This is a genomic window from Pseudomonas sp. IzPS59, from assembly GCF_014863505.1.
Taxonomy (GTDB): domain Bacteria; phylum Pseudomonadota; class Gammaproteobacteria; order Pseudomonadales; family Pseudomonadaceae; genus Aquipseudomonas; species Aquipseudomonas kribbensis.
Genome location: NZ_CP062251.1, coordinates 342,954 through 368,062, shown reverse-complemented (window position 1 = coordinate 368,062; position 25,109 = coordinate 342,954). Strand labels below are relative to the sequence as shown.

Sequence of the window (25,109 nt, the reverse complement as noted above, 5' to 3'; positions counted from 1 at the left end):
CGTCAATGAGAATGAGTTTCTTCTCAGTCCCACTACGACGATTCGGCAGGAAGGAACTTGCAGTCGCTTTATGAAAAAAGTTTCAGATCAGTGCAGCACCGCTAGCCACGGCAAGTAAGTGATCTTCAGCGGATAGCGTTGCTCCAGCGTTCGCAGCGAGCCTTGCGGGTCGTTGAGCTCGAACACACCGCTGACCGGCAACGCCGCCAATTCGCGGTCGGAAATCAGGATCCTGCCGTGCTGATAACGCTCCAGCTCGCCGATCACTTCGCCCAGCGGGCGACCGTTGAAGATCAGCTTGCCGCGCTGCCAGGCCGTCAGGCTTGCGGCGTCGACTTTTTGCCCGGCGAGCAGTGGCTGGCCGGGTTGATGCTCCAGTCGCTGATTGGCTTGCACCAGCATCGGCTGGTGCTGGCCGCTGAGCTGAACCTGACCGGTGCTGACCACCAGTGTCACGGTGTCACCGTCGCGGCGCACGCTGAAGGCTCCGCCACTGGCCTGCACACGCTCATCGCCTATGCGCACGACAAACGGCCGGGGATCCGACGCGGGCTCGAACAGCGCTTCACCTTCGCGAAGGATCACGGTGCGCTCATCATTGGAATAGGCCAGCGAAAACGCACTGGCGCTGTTGAGGATGACCTGGCTGCCATCGGGCAGCGTCACGCGCTGCTGCTGGCCGACGCTGGTGTGATAGTCGGAGCTGAGCGCCGGCCATTGCTGCCAGCCTGTCACTCCGGCAATCGCCAGCACCACCGATGCAGCCAGCGCCGGCCACCAGTGCCTGCGCCGACGTGCAGCCGGGTGCGTTTTCGGGTGCTGCCTGGCGGTCGAAGTCTGGCCGATCATTGACCACAGCATCTGCGCCTCATCGGCCAGGGTTTGATGAACCGGACTTTCGCCACACCACTGCTGATAGGCAAGCCGATCCGCCGCAGTGGCCTTGCCCGAGTTAAGCAGCACCACCCAGTCGAGTGCGGTGTCTTCAAGGCTTTGAGAAGGGTCGGTCATGGCGGCATCGTGGCTGGAAGGAGAAAGGTCACGCATGGTTGGTCTTCAACCAGTCGCGACAGTGGCGCAGGGCCTGGCCGATGTACTTGGCCACCATGCTTTCGGAGACGCCCAGTTCAACGGCGATTTGCGCCTGGGTCAAGCCTTCGAGGCGATTGAGCAGCAATGCCTGCCGCGCATTGGGCGACAACTGCTGCAGGGCGTCGTCGAGAATCCCCAGGCGCTCCTTGGCCAGAAACGCCGCCTCCGGTGCGGGTGCCGGATCGATGACTTGTGAATATTCCAGATCGTCACCGAGACTGCCGCTCAAGCGCTGCTCGCGACGCAAGGTATCGATTGCCAGATTGCCCGCCACCCGGAAGATGAAACCACGGTCGTTGAGCACCGCCACCGACTCGTCGATGTTCAGCAGCTTCAGATAGGTTTCCTGCGCCACGTCGGCCGCCCGCTGCCGGTCGCTCATGCGTCGGGTCAGGTAATTCAGCAAGTCGTCATAGTGTTCCTGAAAACTCAGCAGCAGGCGGGGAGCTGGCGGCATCGAGGGGCGAGTCCGGGTTCGTTTGACTGAGCCAATGTGATCCTTTCACGGGCGTTAATGAGAAACAGTATCAATCATTGAGCGATGAGTTTTCAACGCTGACGGGTTTCGGTCATCGCGGATCCGCGCTACTTTGGCCGCCCCTTACGGAAGAGGGTCATCACGTCGATGAACCAGAAACGAACCCGCGCCCCCCTGCCCCATCCGCCACCTTATCGGCAGAGCCGGACTTCATTCTGGCTGACCCTGCTTGTCGGACTGTTGATCACGTTCGCCATTGGCGCGTCGATCTACCTGATCATCGACAGCCTGATCAGTGGCTCGATTACGACGACGAACCGCGGCCCGCGCACAACTTTCCTCCGGGATCTGCAACCGCGCAGGTACTGGTTCGAAGTCGTGTGGCAAAGCCTCATTCCCTTAATACTGGTGAGCGTTGCGCTGTTCGGCTTACGGATCTACCGGAAAGTGCGCAAGTGATCGCGAAGGACGGGATTCAGGGCGAATCCCGTCCTGCCGACGCTATTGATGCCAGTCCCAATGGAACACCAGATTGCTGGCTGCACCACTGCCGACATTGGCAACGTCCCGGCGCACCTCGCCATTGCGCGTGGCAACCACGGTGTATTTGCCCGGAGGCAACTGTGCATAAACCAGCGGCCCGATCTGGTTCAGATTCAGCACCGGTTGCCCCGTCGCTTTCTGCACAACGAGGTCGACGTCCGAGGTGTACAGATTTTGCGCACCGACCGCGAAGGTCATGTGCAGGTTGTAACCAGCGGACTGTTGAATGGCCCGCGACTCGTCCAGCCCAATCCCGCCGGACAGATAATTGATCCCGTTCTGCTGTTGCTGCTGGACTTGCACGCCGGCGCTTTCGATAGGCTCGGCACTCGTGGCCTGCGCCATGAGCGGGAACATCAGAATCGCCACAGCGGCGACGGGCAACATGAGTGAAGTGACGCGTTTCATGATGAGTACTCCCGGGTTCTCGCAGAACCCAATCGTTACTCCTGTTTAGATTTTGCGATGCGGGGCTGGTTTTAGATTGATTGGGAGTTGCCCTGGGTGCGAAAAGGACTACGCGTTGTATTCCCCAATCAATGCCGTCTTCGGTCAGTTCCCGCAAAACCCGCTCCCCCTTCCTTCAGTTGAACCAGACATGGCCGGCATCGCCAAGCCGTGGTTATGGGCATGCTCTCGGCTCTGCTTCTCCTGAGCCGGAAGACCTGATGAGCCAACTTGAACCTGCTGAAGCGCAAGATCCAAAACTCGATTCGTTGCTGGGCAACCTCGGTGACTTGATACGTGAAGCGCGAAAGAAAGTATTACGAACGGTCGATACGATTCAGGTCCAGACCTGCTGGCAGATCGGGCGGCATATTGTCGAGTTTGAACAGCAAGGGGCCCGGCGGGCCGGGTATGGAAAGTTTTTGCTGGCCACATTGGCGAAAGGGCTGACTACAGACTTTGGAAAAGGCTTTGACGTAACCAACCTTCGAAAAATGCGGCAGTTTTATCAGCTCTTTCCAATTCGAGACGCACTGCGTCTCGAATTGAGCTGGACCCATTACCGCAGGATTTTGCAGGTCGAAAGCGAATCAGCCCGGCAGTGGTACATGAACGAATCCGCCTCGCAAAACTGGTCAAGCCGCGCTCTGGATCGGCAGATCAACACGCTCTACTACGAACGTCTGTTGATGAGCCGAGACAGGACCGACCTCTATGCAGAGGCAGCGACCAACATCGCCGCGATGAAAAGCAATCCCCGGGAATTCATCCGCGACCCCGTCCTTCTGGAATTTCTAGGCCTGCCCTCACCGGGCAAGCTTCAGGAGTCGGAACTGGAACAAGCCTTGATCGATCAGCTCCAGGGTTTTCTCCTCGAACTGGGTAAAGGTTTCGCCTTTGTCGGCCGTCAGCAACGCATCAGCGCCGGCGACGATGATTTTTACATCGACCTGGTGTTCTACAACTATCTGCTCAAATGTTTCGTCATCATTGACCTCAAGCGCGGCAAACTCAGCGCTCGGGACGTCGGGCAGATGGACATGTACATCCGCATGTACGACGACCTCAAACGCAGCGAAGGCGACGGGCCCACAGTCGGGATCATTCTCTGTGCGCAACAGAATGAATCGGTTGCGCACTACTCGATGCTCAAGGGCAATGAGCAACTGTTCGCCAGCAGCTACAAACTGGTGCTGCCGAGCGAAGATGAATTGCGAGCGGAATTGAATCGTGAGCAGCTTCAACTCGAAGAGCGCCTGCGCAATCAGTCGAGTGAGTAAACACTGACGGATTGTTCACGAGAGCTGCCGAGACTATCGTTGGCAGCTACTTCGCGAAGGTCGAGAGCCATGGGTTTTCAAGAGACGCACGCACTGGAAAATGCTCGGGACAGAGTCGCCCTCACAAGCGACGTTCAGGACGAACCCTTCCGGGAGCCCGCCGCCGACGGTTATGTTCTTGGCGGGTTCACCTGGCGCCACGCTTCACCTGACCCACAGCGCCCGGTTGTGATCATCAACGCCGCCACCTCGGTGCGTTGCCGTCACTATTCGCGTTTTGCCGCTTATCTGTTCGCCAACCATTTCGATGTAATCATCTTCGACTACCGGGGCATCGGTGAGTCGCGGCCGAAGTCGATGAGGCATTTGCAGGCCTCGTGGACGGATTGGGGAGCACTGGACTTCGAGGCGATGCTCAATCGCGCTCAGCGGGAGTTTCCCGGCCAGCCTATCGATGTGGTCGGGCACAGCTTCGGCGGCTGTGCGGCGGGACTTGGTGCTTCCGGATCAGCGATCCGACGATTGGTAACTGTCGGCGCACAGTTCGCCTACTGGCGCGATTACTCCCCGGAACATCGCTGGCGCATGTTCGGCAAATGGCATCTGCTGATGCCGCTGATGACGCTGTTCTGCGGTTACTTCCCCGGCAAGCGTCTCGGTTGGCTGGAAGACACGCCCGCCGGCGTGGTCAGCGACTGGAGCACGCCTGCCGCGCGGTATGAACGGCGTCCGAGTGGTCGCGCGATGCTGGCAAAAACTGGTCACCTACCCTTTAGCAACGTCCGTGCAAACACCCTGGCGATCAGCATCAGCGACGATCCTTACGGAACCATTCCGGCAACCGAACGCCTGCTCGATTACTTCCGCAACGCGCAAAAGACCCACCTGCGAATCCAGCCGCAGGACATCGGCGAACAAGAAGTCGGACATTTCGCCTTTTTTCGCAGCGCATACCAAGCCACACTATGGCCCATCGCGCTGACCTGGCTGCAAACCGGCGCACTGGCCCCCGATACACCGGGGCGGCAAGTGCCGCGCAGTTGAGTCCCCTCCAACGCATCACGGAACACACACCATGGCTTCCGCCAACAAGCAGCAAAAACGCGCCGCCCGGGCCAAGACCAAGGCCAAGCAGAACCGCACCAAACGCGCCGAGGCACCGGTCGAGCTGGACCCGAACGATGACCGCATCGATTTCGAGTCGGTGGACCTGACCGAACTGTTCAAGAAAATGATCGACGCCGAGAAGATCAGCCAGCAGGCCATGTGCACCGCGTTTCTCGAGGACCCGCTGCTGGAGCTGGTGTACGAGCAGGAAGGTGAAGAAGGCGCGATGGATTTCATCCTCGCCGCCCTGATCGAGTACCGCCAGTGGTCCACCGAGACCGACGAAGCCGGTGCCTTGGCGTGGATCGAATCGCCGGACTTCCAGAAAGACTATGTGGCCGCGTCCGACGCGATCGCCGCACAAACCCAACAGAAAGACTGAGTTCCCATGGCATCCCTGAACAAGCAACAGAAACGCGCCAAACGCGCCAAGGCAAAAGCCAAGCAGATCCGCATGGTCGGCCGCAAACCTCTGGCCCTGGACGATGACCACGGTCACCTGGCCGAACCGATCCCGGAATACACCCTGGCGATGTTCAGCAAAATGCGCGACGCCGAAGCCGTCAGCCGCGACGACATGCTGCTGACCCTGCTGCGGGAACTGGCGTTCATCATCGTCGACCATCCCGAACTGCTCGATATGGAAAACGCCGACGACGAAGGCATGGCCGCCACTCACCTGGCCGCCGACATGCTGATCGACTATCGCATGTGGGCCGATGGCATGGATCGCGAGACGGCCCAGGCCTGGCTGAGCGAGCCGCAGTTCATCACCGACTTCGGGAAGGCACTGGACACCTACGGCCAGTCGCTCGAAGTGCAGGAAGAAAAGAGCGAATAAACCTCGCCCGCAAACAAAAACGCCGCTTGTCATCGCTGACAGCGGCCGTTTTGCATTACGCGATACGGATCAGTTCAACACCACCGCACCACGGTTTTCTGCCTTGCGACGACGCGCCACGAGCATGCCGGTCGCGACAACCACCAGGCTCAGCAGGCCGGTCGCGAGGATTTCCACGCGGTGGGCTTCCTGGAACAGCATGATGGTCAGGGCGGCCACGATGAACACGATCACCGCGTAGGTCAGGCCCGGGAACAACCACATGCTGAAGACGATTTTCTCGCCGCGAGCCATGCGTTGTTTACGCATGCGCAGCTGCGAAACCGCGATCACCAGGTACACCAGCAGCGCGATGGCGCCGGAGCTGGCCAGCAGGAACTCGAACACCGCAGCCGGGGCCACGTAGTTGGCGAAAGTGCACAGGAACGCCGCGCCAGTGGACAGCATCACCGCCCAGTAAGGGGTGCCGCTCTTGTTGGTGCGAGTCGCCATGGCAGGAGCATCACCACGCTTGCCGAGGGAGAACAGCATGCGCGAAGAGGTGTACAGCGCCGAGTTCAGGCAGCTGGTCACAGCAACCAGAACCACGATATCGACGATCATCTTGGCGTTAGGGATACCCATGCGCTCCAGCACAGTCTGGTAGGAACCAAGGCTGGCCAGCGCTGGATCATTCCATGGCACCAGAGCCACGACGATGAAGATCGATACGAGGTAGAACAGACCGATCCGCCAGATCACCGAGTTGGTGGCCTTGGAAATCTGCTTGCCCGGGTTCTTCGATTCCGCGGCCGCGATGGTCACGATCTCGGTACCCATGAAGGAGAACATGGTGGTCAGGATCGCGCCCAATACAGCGCCCAGGCCGTTTGGCAGGAAGCCTTGGGTGTCGAAAATGTGCGAAACGCCGCTCACCTGACTGTTCGGCAGGAAACCGAAAATCGCCGCCACCCCCAGAATGATGAAACCGATGATCGCCACAACTTTGAGCAGGGCGAACCAGAATTCGAACTCACCGTAGTTTTTTACGCTGAACAGGTTGGTCACGGTCAGCAGCATGGTGATGATCAGCGCAAAGGCCCAGATCTCCACGCTCGGGAACCAGGCGTGCAGGATGGTCGCGGCGGCGTTGGCCTCCAGCGGGATCACCAATACCCAGAACCACCAGTAGAGCCAGCCGATGGTGAAACCGGCCCAATGGCCGATGGCGCGGTCGGCGTAAGTCGAGAAGGAGCCGGTGTCCGGCGAGGCAACGGCCATTTCGCCGAGCATGCGCATGACCAGCACAACCAACATGCCGGCAGCGGCGTAAGCCAGCAGCACGGCCGGGCCGGCGGCGGCGATCGCGTGGCCGGAGCCGACGAACAGACCTGCACCGATCACACCGGCGATCGACAGCATGGTCACATGACGCGGTTTGAGCCCCTGTTCGAGGCCATTGGAGCTTGGGGTACTGCTCATTGAAACTACCTTTGCGAGGAAAGCGATTGCGTCCGGCCCGTCTGGCGTTCCTTCTCGTAAAAAGAATCCAACGGGGCGTTCCAGATTCTGCACGCAATAATTGCGCCAAAATGTTTCAAAGTCTTCTGGCCCGCGGTTTTTAGCGCGACCGGACAGTCATCGCAAGTCCTTGAGAATACTGGCCTTTCGCCAAAGCGTTACCCTGCGACTCACTTTTCAAACGAACGGGCGCACCAGAAACACACTGAAAAAGTGCGGGACGCACAATAAAAGGGCGAATGAGGAACGTTCGGCCGGATAGCGCTTCCAACACCCCGCCAAAGGTGGCAACATCGCGCCTTTTTTTACGCGACACCCACGGGAATCAACGTTCAAACACCCGTTCGGTTGTTGACGGGGCGACAGTCTGCTGCGCTGATGCGACAACCTGCCACACGCCATCCGTTTACCGCTCGTAGCGCTGTTGGCTGCCATTGAAACGCTATGCTAGCTTGGCCGCCTCGCCAGGAAGGCCAACCAACAGCTGGAGCGCAACATATATGAGGAACGCACATGGCTGAGGCCACGCCCGCGCTTGAAATCCGCAACCTGCACAAACGCTACGGACAGCTTGAGGTGCTCAAAGGCATCTCGCTGACCGCCCGCGACGGCGATGTGATCTCGATCCTCGGTTCCTCCGGTTCCGGCAAGTCCACGTTCCTGCGTTGCATCAACCTGTTGGAAAACCCGCACCAGGGCCAGATCCTGGTTGCCGGTGAAGAACTCAAGCTCAAGGCCGCCAAGAATGGCGAGCTGGTTGCCGCCGATGGCAAGCAGATCAATCGCCTGCGCTCCGAGATTGGTTTTGTGTTTCAAAACTTTAATCTGTGGCCGCACATGAGCGTGCTCGACAACATCATCGAAGCCCCGCGCCGCGTGCTCGGCCAGAGCAAGGCCGAAGCCATCGAAGTCGCCGAAGCCCTGCTGGCCAAGGTCGGCATCGCCGACAAGCGCCACGCCTACCCGGCGCAACTGTCCGGTGGTCAGCAGCAGCGCGCGGCGATTGCCCGCACGCTGGCGATGCAACCCAAGGTGATCCTGTTCGACGAGCCCACCTCCGCCCTTGACCCGGAAATGGTCCAGGAAGTACTTAATGTCATCCGTGCATTGGCGGAAGAAGGCCGCACCATGCTGCTCGTGACCCACGAAATGGGGTTCGCCCGTCAGGTGTCCAGTGAAGTGGTGTTCCTCCACCAGGGCCTGGTCGAAGAGCAAGGATCGCCACAGCAGGTGTTCGAAAACCCGCTTTCGGCGCGCTGCAAACAATTCATGTCCAGCAACCGCTAACGGAGCTACCCGCATGCAGAACTACAAAAAGGTCTTCCTGGCCGCCGCCGTCTCCCTGGCGTTCAGCGCCGGCGCCATGGCCGAGACCCTGAAGATGGGCATCGAAGCCGCTTACCCGCCGTTCAACAATAAAGACGCCAGCGGCCAGGTCGTCGGTTTCGACAAAGACATCGGCGACGCCCTGTGCGCCAAGATGAAAGTCGAGTGCAGCGTCGTGACTTCCGACTGGGACGGCATCATCCCGGCCCTGAACGCCAAGAAGTTCGACTTCCTGATTTCCTCGCTGTCGATCACCGACGAGCGCAAGGGCGCGGTGGACTTCACCGACCCGTACTACTCGAACAAGCTGCAGTTCATCGCGCCGAAAAACGTCGACTTCAAAACCGACAAGGACGCGCTCAAAGGCAAGATCATCGGCACGCAGCGCGCGACCCTGGCCGGCACCTGGCTTGAAGACACTTACGGTAGCGATATCCAGGTCAAACTCTATGACACTCAGGAAAACGCCTACCTCGACCTGACTTCCGGTCGTGTCGACGCGATCCTCGCCGACAAGTACGCCAACTATGACTGGCTGAAAACCGACGCCGGCAAGAACTACGAGTTCAAGGGCGACCCGGTCGTGGAAAGCGACAAGATCGGCATCGCTGTGCGCAAAGGTGACCCGCTGCGTGAGAAGCTGAACGCCGCATTGAAGGAAATCGTCGCCGACGGTACCTACAAGAAGATCAACGACAAGTACTTCCCGTTCAGCATCTACTGATCCTGACGTGCGGGACCTGCACCGTGATCCGACGGTGCAGGCTCCCGGCCTTGCCTGCCGCGATTTGAAAAGAAATCCATGATTATCGACCTCTACGGATTCGGCCCGGCGCTCGCCGCCGGCGCGCTGATGACCGTCAAACTGGCACTCTCCGCTCTGTGCGTCGGGCTGGTGCTCGGTCTGCTCGGCGCCCTGGCCAAAACCTCCCCGTACAAGCCGCTGCAGTGGCTTGGCGAAACCTACTCGACCCTCGTACGTGGTGTGCCGGAACTGCTATGGGTTCTGCTGATCTACCTCGGCACCATCAAGACGATGAATGCCATTGGCGAATACTTTGGTAATCCCGACCTGGCACTGAGCCCTTTCGTGGCAGGCGTAACCGCCCTCGGACTGTGCTTTGGTGCCTATGCCACGGAAGTCTTTCGTGGTGCGATCCTGGCCATTCCCAAAGGCCACCGTGAGGCCGGCCAGGCCCTGGGCCTGTCGAAATGGCGGATCTTCACCCGGCTGATCATGCCGCAGATGTGGCGTATCGCCCTGCCAGGCCTTGGCAACCTGTTCATGATTCTGATGAAAGACACCGCGCTGGTGTCGGTCATCGGTCTGGAAGAAATCATGCGCAATGCGCAGAACGCCGTGACCTTCGCCAAGCATCCATTCACCTTCTATCTGGTTGCAGCCTTCATGTATCTGGTCCTGACCATACTGGCGATGATCTCTATGCACTTCCTGGAAAAACGCGCCGCTCGTGGCTTCGTGAGGACGACGTAATGGAATGGGAAGTCATCTACAAGTGGCTGCCGAAGTTCTTTCAGGGCGCCCTGCTGACACTCGAACTGGTGGGCATTGCCGTTATTCTCGGGCTGCTGCTGGCGATTCCTCTGGGCATCGCTCGCTCCTCCAAACTCTGGTTTGTCCGCGCTTTTCCTTACGCTTACATCTTTTTCTTCCGAGGCACTCCGTTGCTCGTGCAACTGTTCCTGGTCTACTACGGCCTGGCTCAGTTCGACGCCGTACGCGGCAGCTTCATGTGGCAGTACCTGCGAGATCCATTCTGGTGTGCCACCGCCACGATGACTTTGCATACAGCCGCTTACATCGCCGAGATCCTGCGTGGCGCCATTCAAGCCATCCCGCCGGGTGAGATCGAAGCCGCACGTGCACTGGGCATGTCCAAGGCCAAGGCATTGTTCTATATCGTCCTGCCCCGCGCCGCGCGCATCGCTCTGCCGGCCTACAGCAACGAAGTCATTCTGATGCTGAAGGCCAGTTCTCTGGCGAGCACAGTGACCTTACTCGAACTCACTGGCATCACCCGCACCATCATTGCCCGCAACTACCTGACAGTGGATATGTTCTTCACCGCAGGCGTCATTTACCTGCTGATGTCGTTTGTGCTCGTTCAGGCGTTCAAGCAGCTGGAGCGATGGTTGCGCGTCGATGCCTGCCAAGGGCGCTGATGTTTCCTGCGTGCTGACGGGCGAGGACTTGCTCGCCCGTTTCACGGCACTGGATACATTTCTTACAGCGCATCAGGCGCTGTGGAAGCCCCGCCCGTTTACTCATCTGCAACTTCCCTGGGAAGCGTCCTACCCGGAACTGTCCGCGTGGCTACGCGAGCGCTCACTGGAAGATGCGGAAAACACCCACAACCAACCTGCCGAACTCCTGGATGCGCCGGAGCCGTTTGCTTCACTTGCGGCGCTGTCGCTTGAGTTGAGTTCAGTAGGTGAACTGCCTGCACATTCGCTGGAAGCCGCCGACCATCGCCTGAATGTCGATGTGCCGGGTCGCAAATGGCAGCAGATCGAGGCCTTCGCCAGCCGCTTGTCGTTTGCCTCACAACCGAAGCACTGGCTGGATTGGTGCTCGGGCAAAGGCCATTTGGGGCGTCGCCTGCTCGGTGCTGGCCAGCAACTCACCTGTCTGGAATATGACCCGGCGCTGGTCGCCAGCGGTCAGGCGCTGAGTGAGCGTCATCACCTGCATGCGCTGCATGTCGAGCAGGATGTGCTCGCGGCGGACACGGCTTTATTGCTGAATGCCGAGCACACGCCTGTCGCACTGCACGCTTGCGGCGACTTGCATGTGCGGCTGATGCAACTGGCCAGCGCCGCCGGCTGCAAACAATTGGCCATCGCACCGTGTTGCTATAACCGGATCAGTCGCACTGAATATCAGGCATTGTCCTCCGCTGGTTCGCGATCAGCCCTACAGCTCTCACTGGAAGATCTGTCCCTGCCGATGAGCGAAACCGTCACCGCCGGTGCCCGCGTTCGACGTCAACGCGACACTTCCATGGCCCGCCGACTGGCTTTCGATCTGTTGCAACGGCAAGTGCGCGGCATCGATGAATACCTGCCGACACCTTCCCTGCCGAGCGCATGGCTGGAAAAACCGTTCGCCGATTACTGTCGTGATCTGGCGGCGCTTAAAGAGTTATCCACAATCGGCTCGCCAGATTGGGTAGCACTGAAAGCCGCCGGTTGGCAGCGGTTGGCCGAAGTTCGCAACCTGGAATTGCTGCGCGGACTGTTCCGACGCCCGCTGGAGCTTTGGCTGAACCTTGATCGGGCACTTTTCCTCACCGAGCAGGGATACGTCGTACGTCTCGGCACCTTCTGCGAAGCACCGCTCACACCGCGCAATTTCCTGCTGCTGGCGGAACGTGCTTAAATCTTTACAGCCTGTGGATAACTCTGTTGATGGAATTCTCGTGGATCCAATATCCACGCCTGTTTCAAGCCATTAACAGCCTTGGTCATTTTTTGTTCACACAAATAAAAAACCGGTAAAACAGGGATTTGCGCATCAAATGAGAACCCGTCCACAAAATCCCCTCTAAGCCCGCCCTCTTCAAAGCCCGTTGTGCATAAGCCCCCAAGCAAAAGGACATAACCGCCGAATCGCGGACGCAGGGAACGGAAAATTGCACCGGTCAACCACCCTTGCTATACAGGCTCACACCGTGCCGGCAGCGCACGCACGAACAAGAAGAACCTGACCGACAGGGAGCGACCGTGACGTTCATCTCTTACGCACAGAATTTCGAAGACATCCGCCTGTGGCGCGCCCTTAAATTCTTCGAGAACGGCTTCTATATAGATGTCGGCGCCAACGACCCGATCCACGATTCGGTGACCAAGGCGTTCTATGATCGCGGCTGGAGCGGCATCAACGTCGAGCCGATGCAGAACTTCCACGACGCCCTGCGCCAGCAACGTCCCCGCGACACCACGCTGCAATGCATCGCCAGCGATGAACCCGGCGAAATGACCTTCTACGGCATTCCCGGCACCGGCCTGTCCACCGCCGACCCGGTCACCGCCCAGGAGCGTCGCGACCTTGGCCTCGATGTGCGCAGCCTCACTGTTAAAGCCCGCACTCTGACCTCGATCTGCGAAGAACACGCCGCCGGCCGCGAAATCCACTTCCTGAAAATCGACGTCGAAGGCCACGAGGAAACCGTGCTGCGCGGCATGGACTTCAACCGCTTCCGCCCGTGGATCATCCTCATCGAAACCCCGTTCGAGCGCGACCACACCTGGGAACACCTGATCACCGACGCGGGCTACACCAACGTCTGCTTCGACGGCCTCAACAGCTACTTCCTGGCCGACGAACACCTGAACCTCAAACCCGCCTTCGACATGCCGCCCTGCCAGCTCGACAACTTCCAGCTATGCCTCGGCCACCCCTTCGCCCACCCCGTCAGCCCCGGCGAAGCCGAGGCCCTGGCGCAAATCAGCGCCGCCACGCAACGCGCCGAACACGCCGAAGCCCAACTGCGCGCCCTTCAGAACAACCGCGCCTGGCGAGCCATCCAGAAACTGCGCAACGTCCTGCGCCGAGCCTGATCGACGCCCGCGCAAAAATAGTCAGAATTCAGGGGTTTACAGAACCAACCCAGTCGCTATAATCGTCGCCCACACGCCGGTATAGCTCAGATGGTAGAGCAACTGACTTGTAATCAGTAGGTCCCGGGTTCGATTCCTGGTGCCGGCACCATACAAAACGAAGCCCCTGCAGAAATGCAGGGGCTTTGTTGTTTCTGGAGTGTCCACAAAACGTCCACATCTCCAATCATCAGCAACCGTGTTGCCAGTTTTAATCGGAACAATCGGTAGACGATTTCACCTCAGGCTGGCTGCAAATCCCGCAATGCTTCCGGATGCTGGCTCGCAACACGTAACAGTGTCTGTGCCGCACCTGTCGGCTGCCTGCGACCCTGCTCCCAATCCTGCAACGTCCGCAAACTCACACCGATCAACTTGGCAAACGCGCTCTGCGAAACGCCCACCTTGGCCCGCGCTTCAGCGGCTGCCGAGAGTGGCACCTCTGTGACACGAGCGGCTTTTCCCGCCTTCATTTGGCGGACAGAGTCCAGCAAGTCCTGCTGGAATTGCTCCAGTTCATTGACCATCGCTGATTTCCTCCTTCAGTTGCTTAAGGAAGGCTGCGGGCAGGTTGTCGAATTTGGCCTTGGTGTAGGCAATCAGCAACCAGATTGAGCCTTCGGAAAGCGTGTTGTAATAGATGACACGTGTACCACCTCGCTTGCCCATGCCGCTACGAGACCAGCGAACCTTGCGCAGGTCTCCGCTACCCGGAACGACGTCACCGGCCAGCGGGTTTGCGGCAAGCCACGTTATGAACTCATGCCGCTCACCATCGGCCCAGATACCGTCAGCATAGCGCTTGAAAATTTCGGTTTCGATAATGGTATAGATGGACGGCACTATACGGCTTTGCCGTATAGGTGAGCAATGTACGTCTGTCTGATACAGAATCTGGTGGTTTTGGGAGGATTGGTGTTTGAGCGACTGTCCGCACCGATATACGTTGCACAAACCACGTTCAACACACGGGAGGCTTCCCCAGTGTCGAATGAGTATTCGAAAATAGATCTGTCACCCTTTCAGTCGGTCACCCTTTCAGTCATTGCTGAGCAGCGCTTCGGCATGCACGACTTCAAGCGCCGAGGGATCACTGATACCGTCGGGACGCGAGCTGATAAACAGGAAGCATCTGGTCACCGTGACCAAGCTATGATGGACATATACGACCACAGCGTACCAATCGTTAATTCATCATCGACTAAAACGGCGGAAAAATTAAAGCCCCTTCCGGGGCTTTAATTGACTGGAGAATTAACAATGATATGCTGCCTACATGTAGTTCCCACTCTTAATCTCTATTAATTTTTCTCTATAGATGCCAGAGTTAGGGAGTTTGGCGATAAACACATCATAACCATCGCGTATTTCTTCGCCATCTATGTCATCTCCTGATACTCCCAACCTGAAGACCAATGTTTCCAGTGTCGTATTTTTCTTAACGGTTGTTTCAAGTTCCAAAGTTTTAGTTTGGCCTGGAGCAATCCTTACTTCTACGTAAGACGGATCATCTTCCTCAAGACCGTATTTTTCACGAAGACTATCGAAAGCTGTTCTTCGGGCAACATCATCCTCTATTCGATAAGTCCTTAACGATTCATTGATATAATTACGATTTGTTCCCCTGCTAAACCTCGCATAAATCTCAACTTGCAAAGTATTTTTCACCTGCATACGAGTGATTATCTTATCTTTAGATTTGCTTGGATCCATCATCGCAATTGGATAATCATCTTTCGTAAAAGGAATTGATGAGATCAGGCGATTTTGAGAAATACTATCCGGCGTAATTCCTTGACTTACTAAGGATGGGTAGCGTAACTGATAGTACATGTATTGAGGGGGATTACCAGTAACCAATGAAAATGCGAATGCTGCAAAGACTACCATTGAGAAGGAAAAACTCAATAGGACAGGGCCAGTGCTATCAGGTACACGTGATCCAAAAAAAGCTTTGCCATCTGCATCCTCGGACTTGATAAAGGGTTTATTTTTCTTCGATAGCTTATTACTGCCATCCAAGTAAACATGCATACAAATTTTTCCTTTTGGCAAAATTCGGTCAATGCATATTTTGTTACCACTTGAATTTACCGAAGAATAATCGCTGGCCAAGATTTGAACCAAAGAGCTGCTCGGAAAAATCACCTCAATCCCTTTCTCCTTGTCTTTTCCCTTGTTATAGATAGTAATTAACGTCGTGTAACCATCATTAATAACCTCGTGACAATCGATCACGTGCTGATATGACAAGTAAAGCTGTCTCGATCTAAATATTGAGAGAATCCTATTTAAAATATGAGTTAGTATGAACAAACCAATGATTCTCAAAATCGCCAGAAACGCTTCCATTGAACTCTCCTAAAGCGGTGTCGGGGGTACAACACCTAGCAAATATCCAAGCAAAATCTACAGTTCCAATCACAGAAGCGAATGTTATCAAAGTGATGCCATCGAATTCGATAGATGATGACAAATGACTCGTTTAACAGTTAGTAAAGAATAGGTCTAAGGAAGCGCGTGCGAGCATTTTTCAGTGCGCGCGAAATGCACGTAAATCAAATCATCAGCCCTCGACGAATCAGGCCCTCCACGGGCTCGACGCGTAAATTTTTTTGATCCAACTCATTGAATTTTATGCAGAAAGACTCTTACTTGTAATCAGTAGGTCCCGGGTTCGATTCCTGGTGCCAGCACCATACAAAACGAAGCCCCTGCAGAAATGCAGAGGCTTTGTTGTTTCCGGGGTTTGAAGCTAACTACCACAGTCAAATCGTGAAAATGTCCGCACTTCGACTTCCCCCATCCTCCGTATCAGCCTCTCTAGCACTATGACTTAGGAGCAGTCAACTCGCGACCGATCCTCAAAGCAGTCTCCAGCAGATCTGCGGTTTCTTTGAATTTATCTGGGTCCGATGTTCCTTCTGCAAGCAGACCACCGGGAATGACATCCAATCTGACGCTATCAGCTAATTGATGGAATCGAACAATTTGCTTCGCCTCCAATGTGCTCAGCACACCTAATCTCGAAACATTGCCTTGATAAACCCTGTTGAATTGACTGTCGATTTTGACCTCAAAGCTAAGAATACTTTCTTCACCTCGAAACTCCGGCAGAGGTGACATCCGGTTTCGAAGTGTGTACTCCTTCTCTCGAAGACTTGGTAGAAATCCTCGTAGGTCAATAATTTCGATCAGCGCATCAACCTCAGCAAACAGAGCTGCTCGGACGCTCTCACTTTCTTTGCTCCCCTGTTTGTACCAAATCCAAACTGGGGCACCCGCAGCAGCTCCGCCCGTAATAAGGGCTACAAGAACAGTTGTCCAGTCGATGCCCGTAGCCATTGTTGCCTCCCACCCTACTGTTCACTTGCAATCGGATTCAGCTTCACCACCACCGGTTGCTTAACCTACGCAGCCTCAACCGAAAGCAAAATCCGCCGCCCGAGCTGCTGCAACGCTCGCTCGACATTCTCGATCTTGGAGTGATGAAGGAAATCGACTAACCGATCTACCTGGGGCCGCTGCACCCCCAAACGGCGCGCCAGTTCAGCTTTGCTGACCCCAGACTCCAGAAGCGTATTCCAGAGCCCAACCTTTGCCGCAGTCAGTGCAGGCAGACGCAAAACAGCGTCACTTTCCTGCTCTCCCGCATCACCTGTCGGAATCAACCGGCGATCATCTACGTAAATCGACAGAGCCGTCTCCATTGCATCAATGGCGCCGTCGAGTGCTTCCTCAAGAGTGTCGCCAGCGGCGTGCATCTCTGGAATTTCTGCGCAGGACAACCAGACACTGCCCGGCTCTTCGTGGACTTCCAACGCATATTCGAACATCACGTTTCCTCTCATGGGGTACAGCTGGGCCTCAATCCTTGAGTCCCAGCTGTTTGATTATCGATTTTCTCAACCCTTCGCCCATTTCCTTGGCTCCGTGGTCGGGAAAGACAGTTGATCTGCCATTCAAGGAAACCTTGAAATGGCTGCCCTTGCCGGTTTGGAACTCAACGCCTTGGGCTTTCAACCATCGCCGAAACTCGCTGTACTTCATGTGCATCACTCGCTGTTTCGGTAGAGCGAATGTGCAACATATCTGTTACGCATGCAACATAACTGTTGCACCGCACATCTGGAACATCGCCAGCCTCCGCCACCACCTGGCCACGATTGCGCACATCCCTCTCCCACGCTACCGTCAAACCCGTCGCTGCCAATTCAGCGACCGGGCCTGAGAACCCGCGTAAGATGCAGGCGCACCAGCGCCCCAACCCACGTTTGCCGGCGTTTTTTTGTGCTTGCATTTCCGTGCAATGGCGGCTGTGCGTGGGAGGTCCTCGGACCTGCCGGGTTCCTGTATCTCCGGTTTCTCAGCCTGCGCATAGCTGCCACCCTTTCGCCTGAGAACGAAGTGGCAGCGCTCATTTGATACAGGGAGTTTCACAAATGATTAGCATCGATCCGTCCAGAGTCTGCCCTTTCCACCAACCAGCAAACGGTAGGTGAAGCCATGACCAATCCCCACGATCTTAAAACCCTCGGCCTCACCCATTTTTCCTTCCAGTCCAACCACGCACTCTTCCGCACCAACTCCGGCGTCCCGGTCGTCACGGCCCTATCCCACGCTTCGCATCTGCTGCACATTTCCAAACTGCTTATCTCAGATACCTCTGCCGCCAACGACCCGGAACTCCATGCCTGCGCCTCGCAATACTTGCAGGAGTTGAGCAAGGCGCTGGTCGATGACGCGGTCAAAGTGCTGAGCCCAGATCCATAAACCGTCGCCCATAAAAAGCCCTCGTATCTGCGCGAGGGCTTTGTGTTACCGGATCAATCAGTGCCCAGCGCTCTGCCCACCGTCCACGTGCAGAATCTCGCCTGTTACAAAATTCGCGTTATCGAGATACACCACCGCCTGCGCAATGTCGTCGATCTCACCCATGTGCCCAACCGGATGTAGCGCACCCAGTGCCGCGTGGGTTTCTTCGCCATGCATCGGCGTCTTGATGATGCCCGGTGATACCGCGTTCACCCGGATTCCGCGTTTGGCGTATTCGATGGCCAAGGACTTGGTGGCGGCGTTGAGGCCTCCCTTGGTCAGTGACGCAAGGACCGAGGGCACGCCGTCTACCGCATGGTCGGTCAGGCTGGTGGTGATGTTGACCACGTGGCCCTTGCCCTGTTTTTCCATTTCGGCGATGGCCAGTTGGGTGATGTAGAAGAAGCCGTTGAGGTTGACCGACAGCACCGCAGCGTAGTCTTCCGGGGTGTACGCGGTGAACGGCTTGGCGACGAAGATGCCGGCGTTGTTGGCCAGGGTGTCGATGCGGCCGAAGCGTGCCACGCCTTCGCTGATGACGCGCTTTGCGGTGGCCGAGTCGCCGATGTCGCCGGCGATGGTCAGGATCTGCGGGTCATTCGACGGTTTGATCGAGCGCGAAGTGGCGACGATGTTGTAGCCCAGTTCACGGAAGGCTTTGACCATACCTTCGCCCAGACCTTGGGAGGCGCCAGTGATGACGACGGTTTTTTTCGAGTAGCTCATGATGAATTCCTCAACAGATTGATGGTGATCGACAAGACAGCGAGCGCGGTCAGGACTGATTCCGCTCCGCCAGTTGCCGGCGGTATTCGGTTGTAGTGATGCCGGCGTAGCCCCAGTTATCGGTGTCGACTTCTTCGATCACGATGTGGGTCAGGTCCGGGCGTTTGTTGAGGACGCGTTCCAGGGTTTCAGTGATTTCGGCGATCACCTGAGCTTTCTGCTCACGGGTAACACCGTCGCGGGTGATGCGTACGCTGACAAATGGCATGACGACGACTCCAGTGACCTGCCCTCGGGATGATGGTCAGGTGTTGGAGCTCAATTTAGGCGTGAGCCGGAAGGGGAAAAAGTAGGGGTGGGGTACTTCATTTGTGAGGTGGTGTAATGAATAGTCTGTAAAAGTCTCGCCAAAATTCCTTGGAAAAGCCCCCCAAACGCACTCAAACCGTGCACTTTTTTTGACCCCAATCACCCCCGCGTCACCAAAAACCCCGATCCTGTGTCAGCCTCCAGCCATCGGCAGGGACATCAATTCGCTACTAATTGCGCGACAACTATGCTCAGGTACAGGAATATAGCCGGCAAATGGAGCCGTTCAGGCCGTCACGTACACAACAATACCCAGCCCACTTCAGAGGGCATTACCCATGGATAGCAGAACCTTACGCAACCTGATGCGCATCGTGCAGACCGGCTCCTTGTCGGCCGCAGCCGAGCATTCGTGCCTGACTGTGCAGGCCCTGGCCGCGCAGTTGAACAAGGTCGAAGAACAGTTCGGTTTCCGCTTGTTTCGCCGTTCCAACAAAGGTTTGACGCTGACGCCGCAAGGCACCGAGCTGACGCCCTATATGGACAGAGTGCTGATAGCCACGCGGCAGATGGAAGAGAAAGTCGAGGCGTTGAAGGTGCCGGGACAGCGCACGTTGAAAGTGGCGTTGAATACCACGCTGGACCCGGACTTCAACCGGCGATTGATCGGACGCCTGATCGATGTGTTCCCCGACTACCAGATGGAATTCAGTTACGCCGAGTCGATGGAAAACCTCAGCAAGCTGAAGAACGAAGACTTCGACCTCGCGGTGCTGATCGGCCCGCAGCGTCCGGGTCTGCCGAGCATTGTCCTGCCGGAAGTGCAGGTCCAGGTGGTCGGCGCGCATTGCGGTCAGGAGAACGATCCGCTGACGTTGCTCGGCAACAAGTTTCAGGTGCGTCCTGCAGAAGATTGCCCGTATTCCCACAGCTTTTTGCGTTTTCTCGACGCCGGGCTGGGCAATCACGAGAACAGTCAGCGGACGATTTATTCCTGCAGCGAAACGCTGACCCTGTCGCTCATCACGCAGATGGACGCCGTCGGCATGGTCTCTCGCGAGGCCGCGCAGAAGAACGGCCTGACGATTTTCCCCGGGTTCGAGGATTTCCTCGAAGTGCGCCTGGCGGTGAACAACCCGGATCTGTCCGGCCAGGCGTTGAACGACGTGGTCGATCTGCCGCTACATGAACGAGCCGAGCGCAATGTACGCAGCCGTCCCAACCGCCACACTGAGAAAGAGGTTTTTGCTGAAATACGCACATAACAGCGTCGGAATCGCTGCATAGAATTCCGGGCGATCGAGCTGTATGTGCTGATCCTTGATCAACAAGGGTGTCAGGCTGATCGCAGCGACGATCGCCACCGGCAGGTATTCCAGCGCCCGGGCGACGAAGGGCGGCCAGTGCTCGGTGTTGACCTGCAACGGCAAGGCCCGTGGCAGGAAGGTCACGGCCATCATCAGCGCGACCACCAGAATCAGGAACGTTTGGTCAGGCATACACCCACTCCGCAGCCCACAAACGTGGCGATGAAAACGTTGAACGGCGAGCTGCCAACCAGGCTCAGCGCGCCCATGCAGACCACAGCGGCCAGGGCGGCGATGAGTTTGTTGCGGGTGTTGCACAGCGAGACCAGCACATAAAGCATCATCGCGGTCAGCGCATAGTCGAGCTGGTATTTGATCAGGTGCGAGGCGTACTGCGCGCACAGGGCGCCGAGCAATCCGCCAATCACCCAGGAGGTGTGGCAGAACAGGTTGAAGCCGATCAGATAACGGATGTTCACCGGCGCCCCGGTGCCCAGCTTGACGCTGTGGAAGGCGAACGATTCATCGGTCAGGCCGCCGGCGTAGCACCAGCGCTCCATGCGGCTCAGGCCCAGCGCCCGCAGGGCCTTCGCCATGTAGACCGACATCAGCATGTGCCGCGCGTTGATCAGAAACGTGGTCAGCACGATGGTGGTCAGCGACGCACCGCTGCTGATCAGCGCCAGCGCCGCGAATTGCGAAGCCCCGGCATACACAAACAGACACATGGCCACCGGCAGCCACAGTGGCAGCCCGGCATTGACCGCCATCAGCCCGAACACGAACGACACGGTGAAATAACCGGCCACCACCGGGCTGGCTTCGGCAAACGTGCGCGACGGCTGACGGTCGACCATCAGCGGCGCACTGCCGGATGTTTCATTCATAGATCCCTCTCAAATGTCCGTTCGCCGTGAGGTTCGCAGAAACCCTGGGCAGTCCAGAAACGCTTGCCCGCGAGGTTAGCATCATCGACGAACAGGAACATCCGCAGCACACCGACCCGTTTCATGTCGGCCGACGCCGCTTCTACCAACCGCTGGCCGACGCCCTGGCTGCGATAGCGCAGGCTGACCGCCAGATGGTTGATGGTGCCGCGACTGCCTAGCATGCCGCCCAGCACCGCCCCGACGATCTCGCCTTCAACATCGAAGGCCAGATACGCCGTGGTGGTTTTCTGGATCAGCACGCCGCGCAGGCACTTGGCGTCCTGCCATTCACAGAACGACACTTCGTCGAACTGGCGGAAGAAGCGCTCCATGCGCTGCGCGTCCTTGGCCGTCGCGCGCCGCAGCACCACCGGCGTCGAGCATTCGACGCCGTCTATTTGGGTGATCTGATTAGCGAACAATGTCGAAAGCGGTCCCGGGCCGCGAGAAGGAAATCGCCAGAATCTGCCGGTACGCCATGGCATGGGAATGGGTGTTGCGCGCCGGTGTCACGTAGTGGCGCATGTCGCGGTCGAGGAAGTAAGTGGTGTCGAGGATTTCCTGGTAGGTGGTCGACGCCAGTTGCTGCTCGTGAATGTCGTACAGGCGGCTTTCGGCGCCCTCGACATTGTTGCGACCCCAGAAGTGCACACCGCTGAACGGATAACCGTCGCAGTGAATGCCTTCCGGCGTGATTTCCAGTTGTTTGCCGGGTTTGATCTCGATGCGGATCTGATGGATCTGGCATTGCCAGATTTCATCGTGCAGCTCTTCCGGCAACACGCTTTTGTACACTTCGAAATCGGTGTCGATCAGACTGCGCATCACGGGCGATTCGATGACTTCATCCGAGAAGTCCTGGAAGTGCCGCACAACGCCCCCCACATAGGCGTTGTTCTCCTTGGACTGCACGTAGGCGCGATGTTCCAGCTGCTTCAGTTCGCGCGTCTTGGGGTTGTATTCGAAGTCGCTGTAACGACGGTAACGCATGCCGGCTTCGGCCTGACCGTAGTAACTGTCAGGCTCCATGTTTTCCCAACTTTTGGTCAGTCTGACGAAGTCGGCGAAATGACCGTAGAGATTGAAGTCAGCACCCTGCACATTGGCGTACTTGTCGCGCCGTAGCGATTCGCCCACTTCTCTGGTTAAAACGATCATTACCAAATTCTCCGCTGCATTGAGCGGCCTAATCTATTAGGTGGAGAATTTGCGTCCATGAGAAAGAATTTCAGGCATTTAAAGCCCTGTTTGAAACGCGATTTGAAACGGCTTGAAAGTGCATTTCAAATGACAAAAACACGGGTTTTTATGTTTTTTTCAGAAAAACCGTCAAAAAAAAACCCCGAACCAGTCGGGGTTTTTTATCGCTTTTCGCGGGTTCAACCGATCATCAGAAGATGTTGATCGGGTAATCCACGAACACACGCAGCTCGTTGCCGCTGACGTTGTATTCGCTGGATTTCTGCGAAACACGCAGGATCGAGCTACGTACTTTCACGCTCAGGTCTTTGGCAGGGCCACTTTGCACGACGTACTTGAACTGGTTGAAGATTTCGCGCTCGGTGCCGCCTTCGCTGGTGGACGTGGTGATGTTGTCGCCACGTACGTACGCGAAGTTGTAGCTCAGACCCGGTACGCCGAATGCGCCGAAGTCCAGGCCGTAGCCCAGTTGCCAGCTGCGCTCGTCTTCAGCGTTGAAGTCCGACCAGTAGGAGTTGGCCAGGTAGATGGTGTTGCCACCGTCACCCACGCGACCCTGACCTTTCTGGTAGCCGCCGTAGGCGTAACCCAGGTTGCTGTCGCCAGTGGAGCGCTGGTGCGCCACGGTGAACGAGTGCGGGCCGGTGGCGAAGGTCGCTGCCAGGCTCCAGATCTTGTTGTCGTCGCCGGTCACACCGTTTTCGCGGACATAGGAGTTGTCCAGCTTGGTGCGGTAACCGTTGAAGTCCAGGGTCAGGGACTGATCCTTGTCGATCGGGAACACGTAGTTGGCGTTCACGTATTGCTTCTTCAGCACGTCTTCGACGTCGGAAGCGTACAGCGCAGCCTTGAATTGTTCGGTGAACTGGTAGCTACCGCCCAATACGTTGATCGACTTCAGACCACCGCTGTCACGGCCTTCAGCGCTCTTGCGCGACTCGGCGGTGAAACGACCCGCATCCAGTTGCAGACCTTTGATCTCTTTGGAAGTGATCATGGTACCGGTGTAGCTTTCCGGCAGCAGACGCGAGTTGTCGTAGTTCAGCACCGGCAGGGCCGGCATCTGGTCACCGTAAGTCAGGGTGGTGTTGGACAGGCGGAATTTCACCGCTGCGCCGCCCTTGGACAGATCGTTGGCCGGTTTGCCGCTGTCGCCCTTCTTGAAGAAGTCGATGCCGCCGGCACCGCTGCGATCTTCGCTGCGCTCCAGGTTCAGGGCGTACAGGCCGAAGGCGTCAACGCCGACACCGACAGTACCCTGGGTGAAGCCGGACGAGAACGTACCGATGGCCGCCTGGCCCCACTCGGATTTGTCCTTGTTGCCGTCTTTGTAGTCACGATTGATGTAGGCATTGCGCAGCAGCACTTTCAGGCTGCTGTCTTCAACAAAACCCTTGGACTCGGCCTGGTCGTTAGCCATGGCCTGAGTGGCGCTCAACATCCCCAATGCGATCAGACTGATCCGCTTGTTCAACATTTTGTTTTCCTTATTACGGGTTGAAACGCGCTGTGTCGAACGGCTGAAACGGCGCTTGATGCACTCTTTTATTCACCCCGAAACAAAAAGGCCCGCTCAAGACAATGTCATGGCGGGCCTGCTCCTGATTTTGAGTCATGGCGGTTAGCCACAGGCGTTGGGCCGAATCGTAGCCGCGCCCTGAACAATGTGTCAATTTCAAGAATCGTCTTTAAATAGGCAAAAATCGTCTAATAAAAGTAAATTTTTCGAAAGCTTCGTGCGGGGAAATGCCTGTAGTCAGGGATTTGATGCCCGGTCACGCACAACCGTCGAGGCCACAGACCGGCAAGGCTTGCGCGTCGGGTGCCGACGGAATCGACTCGCTCAACCATTGTGCAAACGCCTGCGGTTTGCCGAGCCACGGGCCGATATCGATCAGGGTGAACTGGCCGTCCTGTTCCAGCGCGAAGGTCGGGAAGCCTTGGCCACCAAGTTTCGCCAACAGTGCGCGGCTGTTCTTTATGTGTTGATCGGTGTCAGTCGCTTTCAGGGTTTTGAGGAACGTGTCCGCCTCGTAGCCCATCTCTACCGCGCATTCCACGAGGACGGACTCATCGGCAATTCGCGGCCTTCTACATAGTGTGCGGTTTGCAAACGACCCAGCAGTTCCAGTCCACGCCCATCGATGTTTTCTGCTGCCATGACTGCGGCAATCGGCGGAGCGGAATCAAATACCGCCGTGTGATCACGCAACAGGCCTTCGAAATAGGCCTCGCCGAACGGCTGCCCGGTGTACTCGGCAATGCGCCGGTCGTGAGGCATTACATAATTGCGCAGTTGCGGTGAAACGCTCTGGCGGTTGGCCCCCGTCATCATGCCGCCCGCGTGGGCGATTACCGGCAGCACTTGCTGTGCGGCCTGGACCAGCGGTTTGGCGCCGTAGCACCAGCCGCACAGAGGGTCGTAAATGTAGTGAAGGGTCATGTGAAAACTCCGGGAAATCGATGGCAGCCACGTTAATCCCTCGGCCGTTGCAGAAAAACGCCGGAATGGCTTTCAGTCTGTTTCGGCAATCGGTCGAATGCAGTCGTTATCCGCGCAGATACAAACCAGAAACAAATTGACACAAT

Annotated in this window: 30 protein-coding genes, 1 tRNA gene and 3 pseudogenes; 15 read left to right on the top strand and 19 right to left on the bottom strand. The window is 57.1% G+C overall.

Translation table 11 applies throughout. The features are described 5' to 3' along the window. Window positions 1-87 precede the first annotated feature (87 nt). On the bottom strand, window positions 88-1,011 hold the full coding sequence (locus tag IF189_RS01650; protein ID WP_225739937.1) for a FecR family protein: 924 nt from the start codon (window positions 1,009-1,011) through the stop codon (window positions 88-90). Window positions 1,012-1,054: 43 nt separating this feature from the next. After that, window positions 1,055-1,549: pseudogene (locus IF189_RS01645) on the bottom strand (RNA polymerase sigma factor); the annotation flags it as partial. A gap of 168 nt (window positions 1,550-1,717) precedes the next feature. Between IF189_RS01645 and IF189_RS01640 the strand changes: the two are divergent. Next, a complete protein-coding gene (locus tag IF189_RS01640; protein ID WP_192552727.1) occupies window positions 1,718-2,029 on the top strand; it encodes a hypothetical protein in 312 nt (103 codons plus the stop codon). A gap of 42 nt (window positions 2,030-2,071) precedes the next feature. On the opposite strand, the gene IF189_RS01635 is transcribed toward IF189_RS01640, so the two are convergent. Further along, window positions 2,072-2,521, bottom strand: coding sequence for a carboxypeptidase regulatory-like domain-containing protein (locus tag IF189_RS01635; protein ID WP_114881085.1), 450 nt, complete (start codon window positions 2,519-2,521; stop codon window positions 2,072-2,074). A 260-nt stretch (window positions 2,522-2,781) separates the two neighbouring features. On the opposite strand from IF189_RS01635, the gene IF189_RS01630 reads away from it, so the two are divergent. The 4 genes from IF189_RS01630 (at window position 2,782) to IF189_RS01615 (ending at window position 5,788) form a co-directional block, all read left to right on the top strand. After that, on the top strand, window positions 2,782-3,840 hold the full coding sequence (locus tag IF189_RS01630) for a PDDEXK nuclease domain-containing protein (RefSeq protein WP_192552726.1): 1,059 nt from the start codon (window positions 2,782-2,784) through the stop codon (window positions 3,838-3,840). Between the two features lie 69 nt (window positions 3,841-3,909). Next, window positions 3,910-4,884, top strand: coding sequence for an alpha/beta fold hydrolase (locus IF189_RS01625; RefSeq protein ID WP_192552725.1), 975 nt, complete (start codon window positions 3,910-3,912; stop codon window positions 4,882-4,884). A 31-nt stretch (window positions 4,885-4,915) separates the two neighbouring features. Continuing rightward, the gene (locus tag IF189_RS01620) at window positions 4,916-5,329 is read left to right on the top strand and encodes a hypothetical protein (protein WP_085712753.1); all 414 of its coding nucleotides are present in this window, start codon (window positions 4,916-4,918) and stop codon (window positions 5,327-5,329) included. Between the two features lie 6 nt (window positions 5,330-5,335). Further along, window positions 5,336-5,788, top strand: coding sequence for a hypothetical protein (locus IF189_RS01615; protein WP_134825170.1), 453 nt, complete (start codon window positions 5,336-5,338; stop codon window positions 5,786-5,788). A 69-nt stretch (window positions 5,789-5,857) separates the two neighbouring features. Here IF189_RS01615 and gabP read toward each other — a convergent pair whose 3' ends face one another. Further along, a complete protein-coding gene (gabP, locus tag IF189_RS01610) occupies window positions 5,858-7,249 on the bottom strand; it encodes a GABA permease (protein WP_134825169.1) in 1,392 nt (463 codons plus the stop codon). A gap of 552 nt (window positions 7,250-7,801) precedes the next feature. Between gabP and IF189_RS01605 the strand changes: the two genes are divergently transcribed. The 5 genes from IF189_RS01605 to IF189_RS01585 all read left to right on the top strand — a co-directional run bounded on the left by IF189_RS01605 (window position 7,802) and on the right by IF189_RS01585 (window position 12,014). Then, the gene (locus IF189_RS01605) at window positions 7,802-8,575 is read left to right on the top strand and encodes an ABC transporter ATP-binding protein (protein WP_007897462.1); all 774 of its coding nucleotides are present in this window, start codon (window positions 7,802-7,804) and stop codon (window positions 8,573-8,575) included. 13 nt (window positions 8,576-8,588) lie between these two features. Further along, window positions 8,589-9,338 carry an ABC transporter substrate-binding protein gene (locus IF189_RS01600; protein WP_085712750.1) on the top strand — a complete coding sequence of 250 codons (750 nt, stop codon included), beginning with the start codon at window positions 8,589-8,591 and terminating at the stop codon, window positions 9,336-9,338. 78 nt (window positions 9,339-9,416) lie between these two features. Beyond that, window positions 9,417-10,109 carry an ABC transporter permease gene (locus tag IF189_RS01595; RefSeq protein WP_134825168.1) on the top strand — a complete coding sequence of 231 codons (693 nt, stop codon included), beginning with the start codon at window positions 9,417-9,419 and terminating at the stop codon, window positions 10,107-10,109. Beyond that, complete coding sequence (locus IF189_RS01590; RefSeq protein ID WP_134825167.1) at window positions 10,109-10,798, top strand: ABC transporter permease; 690 nt, start codon at window positions 10,109-10,111, stop codon at window positions 10,796-10,798. Before IF189_RS01595 ends, IF189_RS01590 begins: the two co-directional genes overlap by 1 nt. Further along, window positions 10,779-12,014 (top strand): methyltransferase, encoded by a 1,236-nt coding sequence (locus IF189_RS01585; protein WP_192552724.1) that lies wholly within the window; start codon window positions 10,779-10,781, stop codon window positions 12,012-12,014. Before IF189_RS01590 ends, IF189_RS01585 begins: the two co-directional genes overlap by 20 nt. Here the strand turns inward: IF189_RS01585 and IF189_RS01580 are convergent. Further along, on the bottom strand, window positions 12,011-12,280 hold the full coding sequence (locus tag IF189_RS01580; RefSeq protein WP_192552723.1) for a hypothetical protein: 270 nt from the start codon (window positions 12,278-12,280) through the stop codon (window positions 12,011-12,013). The genes IF189_RS01585 and IF189_RS01580 overlap by 4 nt on opposite strands. Before the next feature lie 78 nt (window positions 12,281-12,358). Here IF189_RS01580 and IF189_RS01575 point away from each other — a divergent pair, with 78 nt between their 5' ends. Together IF189_RS01575 and IF189_RS01570 are read left to right on the top strand one after the other, a co-directional pair. Next, window positions 12,359-13,195 (top strand): FkbM family methyltransferase, encoded by an 837-nt coding sequence (locus tag IF189_RS01575; protein ID WP_192552722.1) that lies wholly within the window; start codon window positions 12,359-12,361, stop codon window positions 13,193-13,195. Window positions 13,196-13,270: 75 nt separating this feature from the next. Then, a tRNA-Thr gene (locus tag IF189_RS01570) sits at window positions 13,271-13,346 on the top strand. 130 nt (window positions 13,347-13,476) lie between these two features. Here IF189_RS01570 and IF189_RS01565 read toward each other — a convergent pair. Both IF189_RS01565 and IF189_RS01560 read right to left on the bottom strand, forming a co-directional pair. Continuing rightward, window positions 13,477-13,761 (bottom strand): helix-turn-helix domain-containing protein, encoded by a 285-nt coding sequence (locus IF189_RS01565; RefSeq protein WP_007952602.1) that lies wholly within the window; start codon window positions 13,759-13,761, stop codon window positions 13,477-13,479. Beyond that, window positions 13,751-14,068 carry a transcriptional regulator gene (locus IF189_RS01560; RefSeq protein ID WP_192553551.1) on the bottom strand — a complete coding sequence of 106 codons (318 nt, stop codon included), beginning with the start codon at window positions 14,066-14,068 and terminating at the stop codon, window positions 13,751-13,753. Before IF189_RS01560 ends, IF189_RS01565 begins: the two co-directional genes overlap by 11 nt. Before the next feature lie 204 nt (window positions 14,069-14,272). Between IF189_RS01560 and IF189_RS28800 the strand changes: the two are divergent. Further along, a pseudogene (locus tag IF189_RS28800) lies at window positions 14,273-14,476 on the top strand (hypothetical protein); the annotation flags it as partial. Between the two features lie 30 nt (window positions 14,477-14,506). Here the strand turns inward: IF189_RS28800 and IF189_RS01555 are convergent. From IF189_RS01555 to IF189_RS01540, 4 genes are all read right to left on the bottom strand, one after another. Continuing rightward, window positions 14,507-15,586 (bottom strand): hypothetical protein, encoded by a 1,080-nt coding sequence (locus IF189_RS01555; RefSeq protein ID WP_192552721.1) that lies wholly within the window; start codon window positions 15,584-15,586, stop codon window positions 14,507-14,509. Between the two features lie 477 nt (window positions 15,587-16,063). After that, window positions 16,064-16,579: a hypothetical protein gene (locus IF189_RS01550; RefSeq protein ID WP_192552720.1), complete on the bottom strand. Its 516-nt coding sequence runs from the start codon at window positions 16,577-16,579 to the stop codon at window positions 16,064-16,066. A 65-nt stretch (window positions 16,580-16,644) separates the two neighbouring features. Beyond that, window positions 16,645-17,070: a type II toxin-antitoxin system HicB family antitoxin gene (locus IF189_RS01545; RefSeq protein WP_041475113.1), complete on the bottom strand. Its 426-nt coding sequence runs from the start codon at window positions 17,068-17,070 to the stop codon at window positions 16,645-16,647. Window positions 17,071-17,101: 31 nt separating this feature from the next. After that, entirely contained in the window at window positions 17,102-17,284 is a 183-nt protein-coding gene (locus IF189_RS01540; RefSeq protein WP_064384144.1) for a type II toxin-antitoxin system HicA family toxin, read from the bottom strand. Window positions 17,285-17,740: 456 nt separating this feature from the next. Between IF189_RS01540 and IF189_RS01535 the strand changes: the two genes are divergently transcribed. Then, window positions 17,741-18,007: a DUF3077 domain-containing protein gene (locus tag IF189_RS01535; protein ID WP_192552719.1), complete on the top strand. Its 267-nt coding sequence runs from the start codon at window positions 17,741-17,743 to the stop codon at window positions 18,005-18,007. A 57-nt stretch (window positions 18,008-18,064) separates the two neighbouring features. Here the strand turns inward: IF189_RS01535 and IF189_RS01530 are convergent, their stop codons facing one another. Then, on the bottom strand, window positions 18,065-18,775 hold the full coding sequence (locus IF189_RS01530) for an SDR family NAD(P)-dependent oxidoreductase (protein WP_192552718.1): 711 nt from the start codon (window positions 18,773-18,775) through the stop codon (window positions 18,065-18,067). Window positions 18,776-18,824: 49 nt separating this feature from the next. Further along, window positions 18,825-19,043 (bottom strand): tautomerase family protein, encoded by a 219-nt coding sequence (locus IF189_RS01525; RefSeq protein WP_065257763.1) that lies wholly within the window; start codon window positions 19,041-19,043, stop codon window positions 18,825-18,827. A gap of 379 nt (window positions 19,044-19,422) precedes the next feature. Here IF189_RS01525 and IF189_RS01520 point away from each other — a divergent pair, with 379 nt between their 5' ends. After that, window positions 19,423-20,349: a LysR family transcriptional regulator gene (locus tag IF189_RS01520; protein ID WP_085712740.1), complete on the top strand. Its 927-nt coding sequence runs from the start codon at window positions 19,423-19,425 to the stop codon at window positions 20,347-20,349. Here IF189_RS01520 and IF189_RS01515 read toward each other — a convergent pair. The 6 genes and pseudogenes from IF189_RS01515 to IF189_RS01490 all read right to left on the bottom strand — a co-directional run bounded on the left by IF189_RS01515 (window position 20,266) and on the right by IF189_RS01490 (window position 24,963). After that, window positions 20,266-20,583: an AzlD domain-containing protein gene (locus tag IF189_RS01515; RefSeq protein ID WP_007952614.1), complete on the bottom strand. Its 318-nt coding sequence runs from the start codon at window positions 20,581-20,583 to the stop codon at window positions 20,266-20,268. The genes IF189_RS01520 and IF189_RS01515 overlap by 84 nt on opposite strands. Next, window positions 20,562-21,278: an AzlC family ABC transporter permease gene (locus IF189_RS01510; RefSeq protein WP_085608636.1), complete on the bottom strand. Its 717-nt coding sequence runs from the start codon at window positions 21,276-21,278 to the stop codon at window positions 20,562-20,564. Before IF189_RS01510 ends, IF189_RS01515 begins: the two co-directional genes overlap by 22 nt. Then, window positions 21,275-21,652, bottom strand: a complete 378-nt coding sequence (locus IF189_RS01505) for a GNAT family N-acetyltransferase (RefSeq protein ID WP_007952618.1) — start codon at window positions 21,650-21,652, stop codon at window positions 21,275-21,277. The genes IF189_RS01510 and IF189_RS01505 overlap by 4 nt, the downstream gene beginning before the upstream one ends. Window positions 21,653-21,731: 79 nt before the next feature. After that, the gene (locus tag IF189_RS01500; RefSeq protein ID WP_114881035.1) at window positions 21,732-22,478 is read right to left on the bottom strand and encodes a 2OG-Fe dioxygenase family protein; all 747 of its coding nucleotides are present in this window, start codon (window positions 22,476-22,478) and stop codon (window positions 21,732-21,734) included. Between the two features lie 232 nt (window positions 22,479-22,710). Then, on the bottom strand, window positions 22,711-23,997 hold the full coding sequence (locus IF189_RS01495) for an OprD family porin (RefSeq protein WP_192552717.1): 1,287 nt from the start codon (window positions 23,995-23,997) through the stop codon (window positions 22,711-22,713). Window positions 23,998-24,295: 298 nt separating this feature from the next. After that, window positions 24,296-24,963: pseudogene (locus tag IF189_RS01490) on the bottom strand (DsbA family protein). Between the last annotated feature and the right edge of the window lie 146 nt (window positions 24,964-25,109).

Excerpts from the sequence above, each read along its gene's own strand:
- IF189_RS01635 (WP_114881085.1), bottom strand. The coding sequence starts at position 2,521 with ATGAAACGCGTCACTTCACTCATGTTGCCCGTCGCCGCTGTGGCGATT.
- IF189_RS01500 (WP_114881035.1), bottom strand. The coding sequence starts at position 22,478 with ATGATCGTTTTAACCAGAGAAGTGGGCGAATCGCTACGGCGCGACAAG.
- IF189_RS01650 (WP_225739937.1), bottom strand. The coding sequence starts at position 1,011 with ATGACCGACCCTTCTCAAAGCCTTGAAGACACCGCACTCGACTGGGTG.
- IF189_RS01495 (WP_192552717.1), bottom strand. The coding sequence starts at position 23,997 with ATGTTGAACAAGCGGATCAGTCTGATCGCATTGGGGATGTTGAGCGCC.
- IF189_RS01545 (WP_041475113.1), bottom strand. The coding sequence starts at position 17,070 with ATGTTCGAATATGCGTTGGAAGTCCACGAAGAGCCGGGCAGTGTCTGG.
- IF189_RS01505 (WP_007952618.1), bottom strand. The coding sequence starts at position 21,652 with ATGGAGCGCTTCTTCCGCCAGTTCGACGAAGTGTCGTTCTGTGAATGG.
- gabP (WP_134825169.1), bottom strand. The coding sequence starts at position 7,249 with ATGAGCAGTACCCCAAGCTCCAATGGCCTCGAACAGGGGCTCAAACCG.
- IF189_RS01605 (WP_007897462.1), top strand. The coding sequence starts at position 7,802 with ATGGCTGAGGCCACGCCCGCGCTTGAAATCCGCAACCTGCACAAACGC.
- IF189_RS01630 (WP_192552726.1), top strand. The coding sequence starts at position 2,782 with ATGAGCCAACTTGAACCTGCTGAAGCGCAAGATCCAAAACTCGATTCG.
- IF189_RS01525 (WP_065257763.1), bottom strand. The coding sequence starts at position 19,043 with ATGCCATTTGTCAGCGTACGCATCACCCGCGACGGTGTTACCCGTGAG.
- IF189_RS01510 (WP_085608636.1), bottom strand. The coding sequence starts at position 21,278 with ATGAATGAAACATCCGGCAGTGCGCCGCTGATGGTCGACCGTCAGCCG.
- IF189_RS01595 (WP_134825168.1), top strand. The coding sequence starts at position 9,417 with ATGATTATCGACCTCTACGGATTCGGCCCGGCGCTCGCCGCCGGCGCG.
- IF189_RS01535 (WP_192552719.1), top strand. The coding sequence starts at position 17,741 with ATGACCAATCCCCACGATCTTAAAACCCTCGGCCTCACCCATTTTTCC.
- IF189_RS01565 (WP_007952602.1), bottom strand. The coding sequence starts at position 13,761 with ATGGTCAATGAACTGGAGCAATTCCAGCAGGACTTGCTGGACTCTGTC.
- IF189_RS01640 (WP_192552727.1), top strand. The coding sequence starts at position 1,718 with ATGAACCAGAAACGAACCCGCGCCCCCCTGCCCCATCCGCCACCTTAT.
- IF189_RS01550 (WP_192552720.1), bottom strand. The coding sequence starts at position 16,579 with ATGGCTACGGGCATCGACTGGACAACTGTTCTTGTAGCCCTTATTACG.
- IF189_RS01590 (WP_134825167.1), top strand. The coding sequence starts at position 10,109 with ATGGAATGGGAAGTCATCTACAAGTGGCTGCCGAAGTTCTTTCAGGGC.
- IF189_RS01515 (WP_007952614.1), bottom strand. The coding sequence starts at position 20,583 with ATGCCTGACCAAACGTTCCTGATTCTGGTGGTCGCGCTGATGATGGCC.
- IF189_RS01585 (WP_192552724.1), top strand. The coding sequence starts at position 10,779 with ATGCCTGCCAAGGGCGCTGATGTTTCCTGCGTGCTGACGGGCGAGGAC.
- IF189_RS01620 (WP_085712753.1), top strand. The coding sequence starts at position 4,916 with ATGGCTTCCGCCAACAAGCAGCAAAAACGCGCCGCCCGGGCCAAGACC.
- IF189_RS01555 (WP_192552721.1), bottom strand. The coding sequence starts at position 15,586 with ATGGAAGCGTTTCTGGCGATTTTGAGAATCATTGGTTTGTTCATACTA.
- IF189_RS01530 (WP_192552718.1), bottom strand. The coding sequence starts at position 18,775 with ATGAGCTACTCGAAAAAAACCGTCGTCATCACTGGCGCCTCCCAAGGT.
- IF189_RS01600 (WP_085712750.1), top strand. The coding sequence starts at position 8,589 with ATGCAGAACTACAAAAAGGTCTTCCTGGCCGCCGCCGTCTCCCTGGCG.
- IF189_RS01540 (WP_064384144.1), bottom strand. The coding sequence starts at position 17,284 with ATGAAGTACAGCGAGTTTCGGCGATGGTTGAAAGCCCAAGGCGTTGAG.
- IF189_RS01615 (WP_134825170.1), top strand. The coding sequence starts at position 5,336 with ATGGCATCCCTGAACAAGCAACAGAAACGCGCCAAACGCGCCAAGGCA.
- IF189_RS01625 (WP_192552725.1), top strand. The coding sequence starts at position 3,910 with ATGGGTTTTCAAGAGACGCACGCACTGGAAAATGCTCGGGACAGAGTC.
- IF189_RS01520 (WP_085712740.1), top strand. The coding sequence starts at position 19,423 with ATGGATAGCAGAACCTTACGCAACCTGATGCGCATCGTGCAGACCGGC.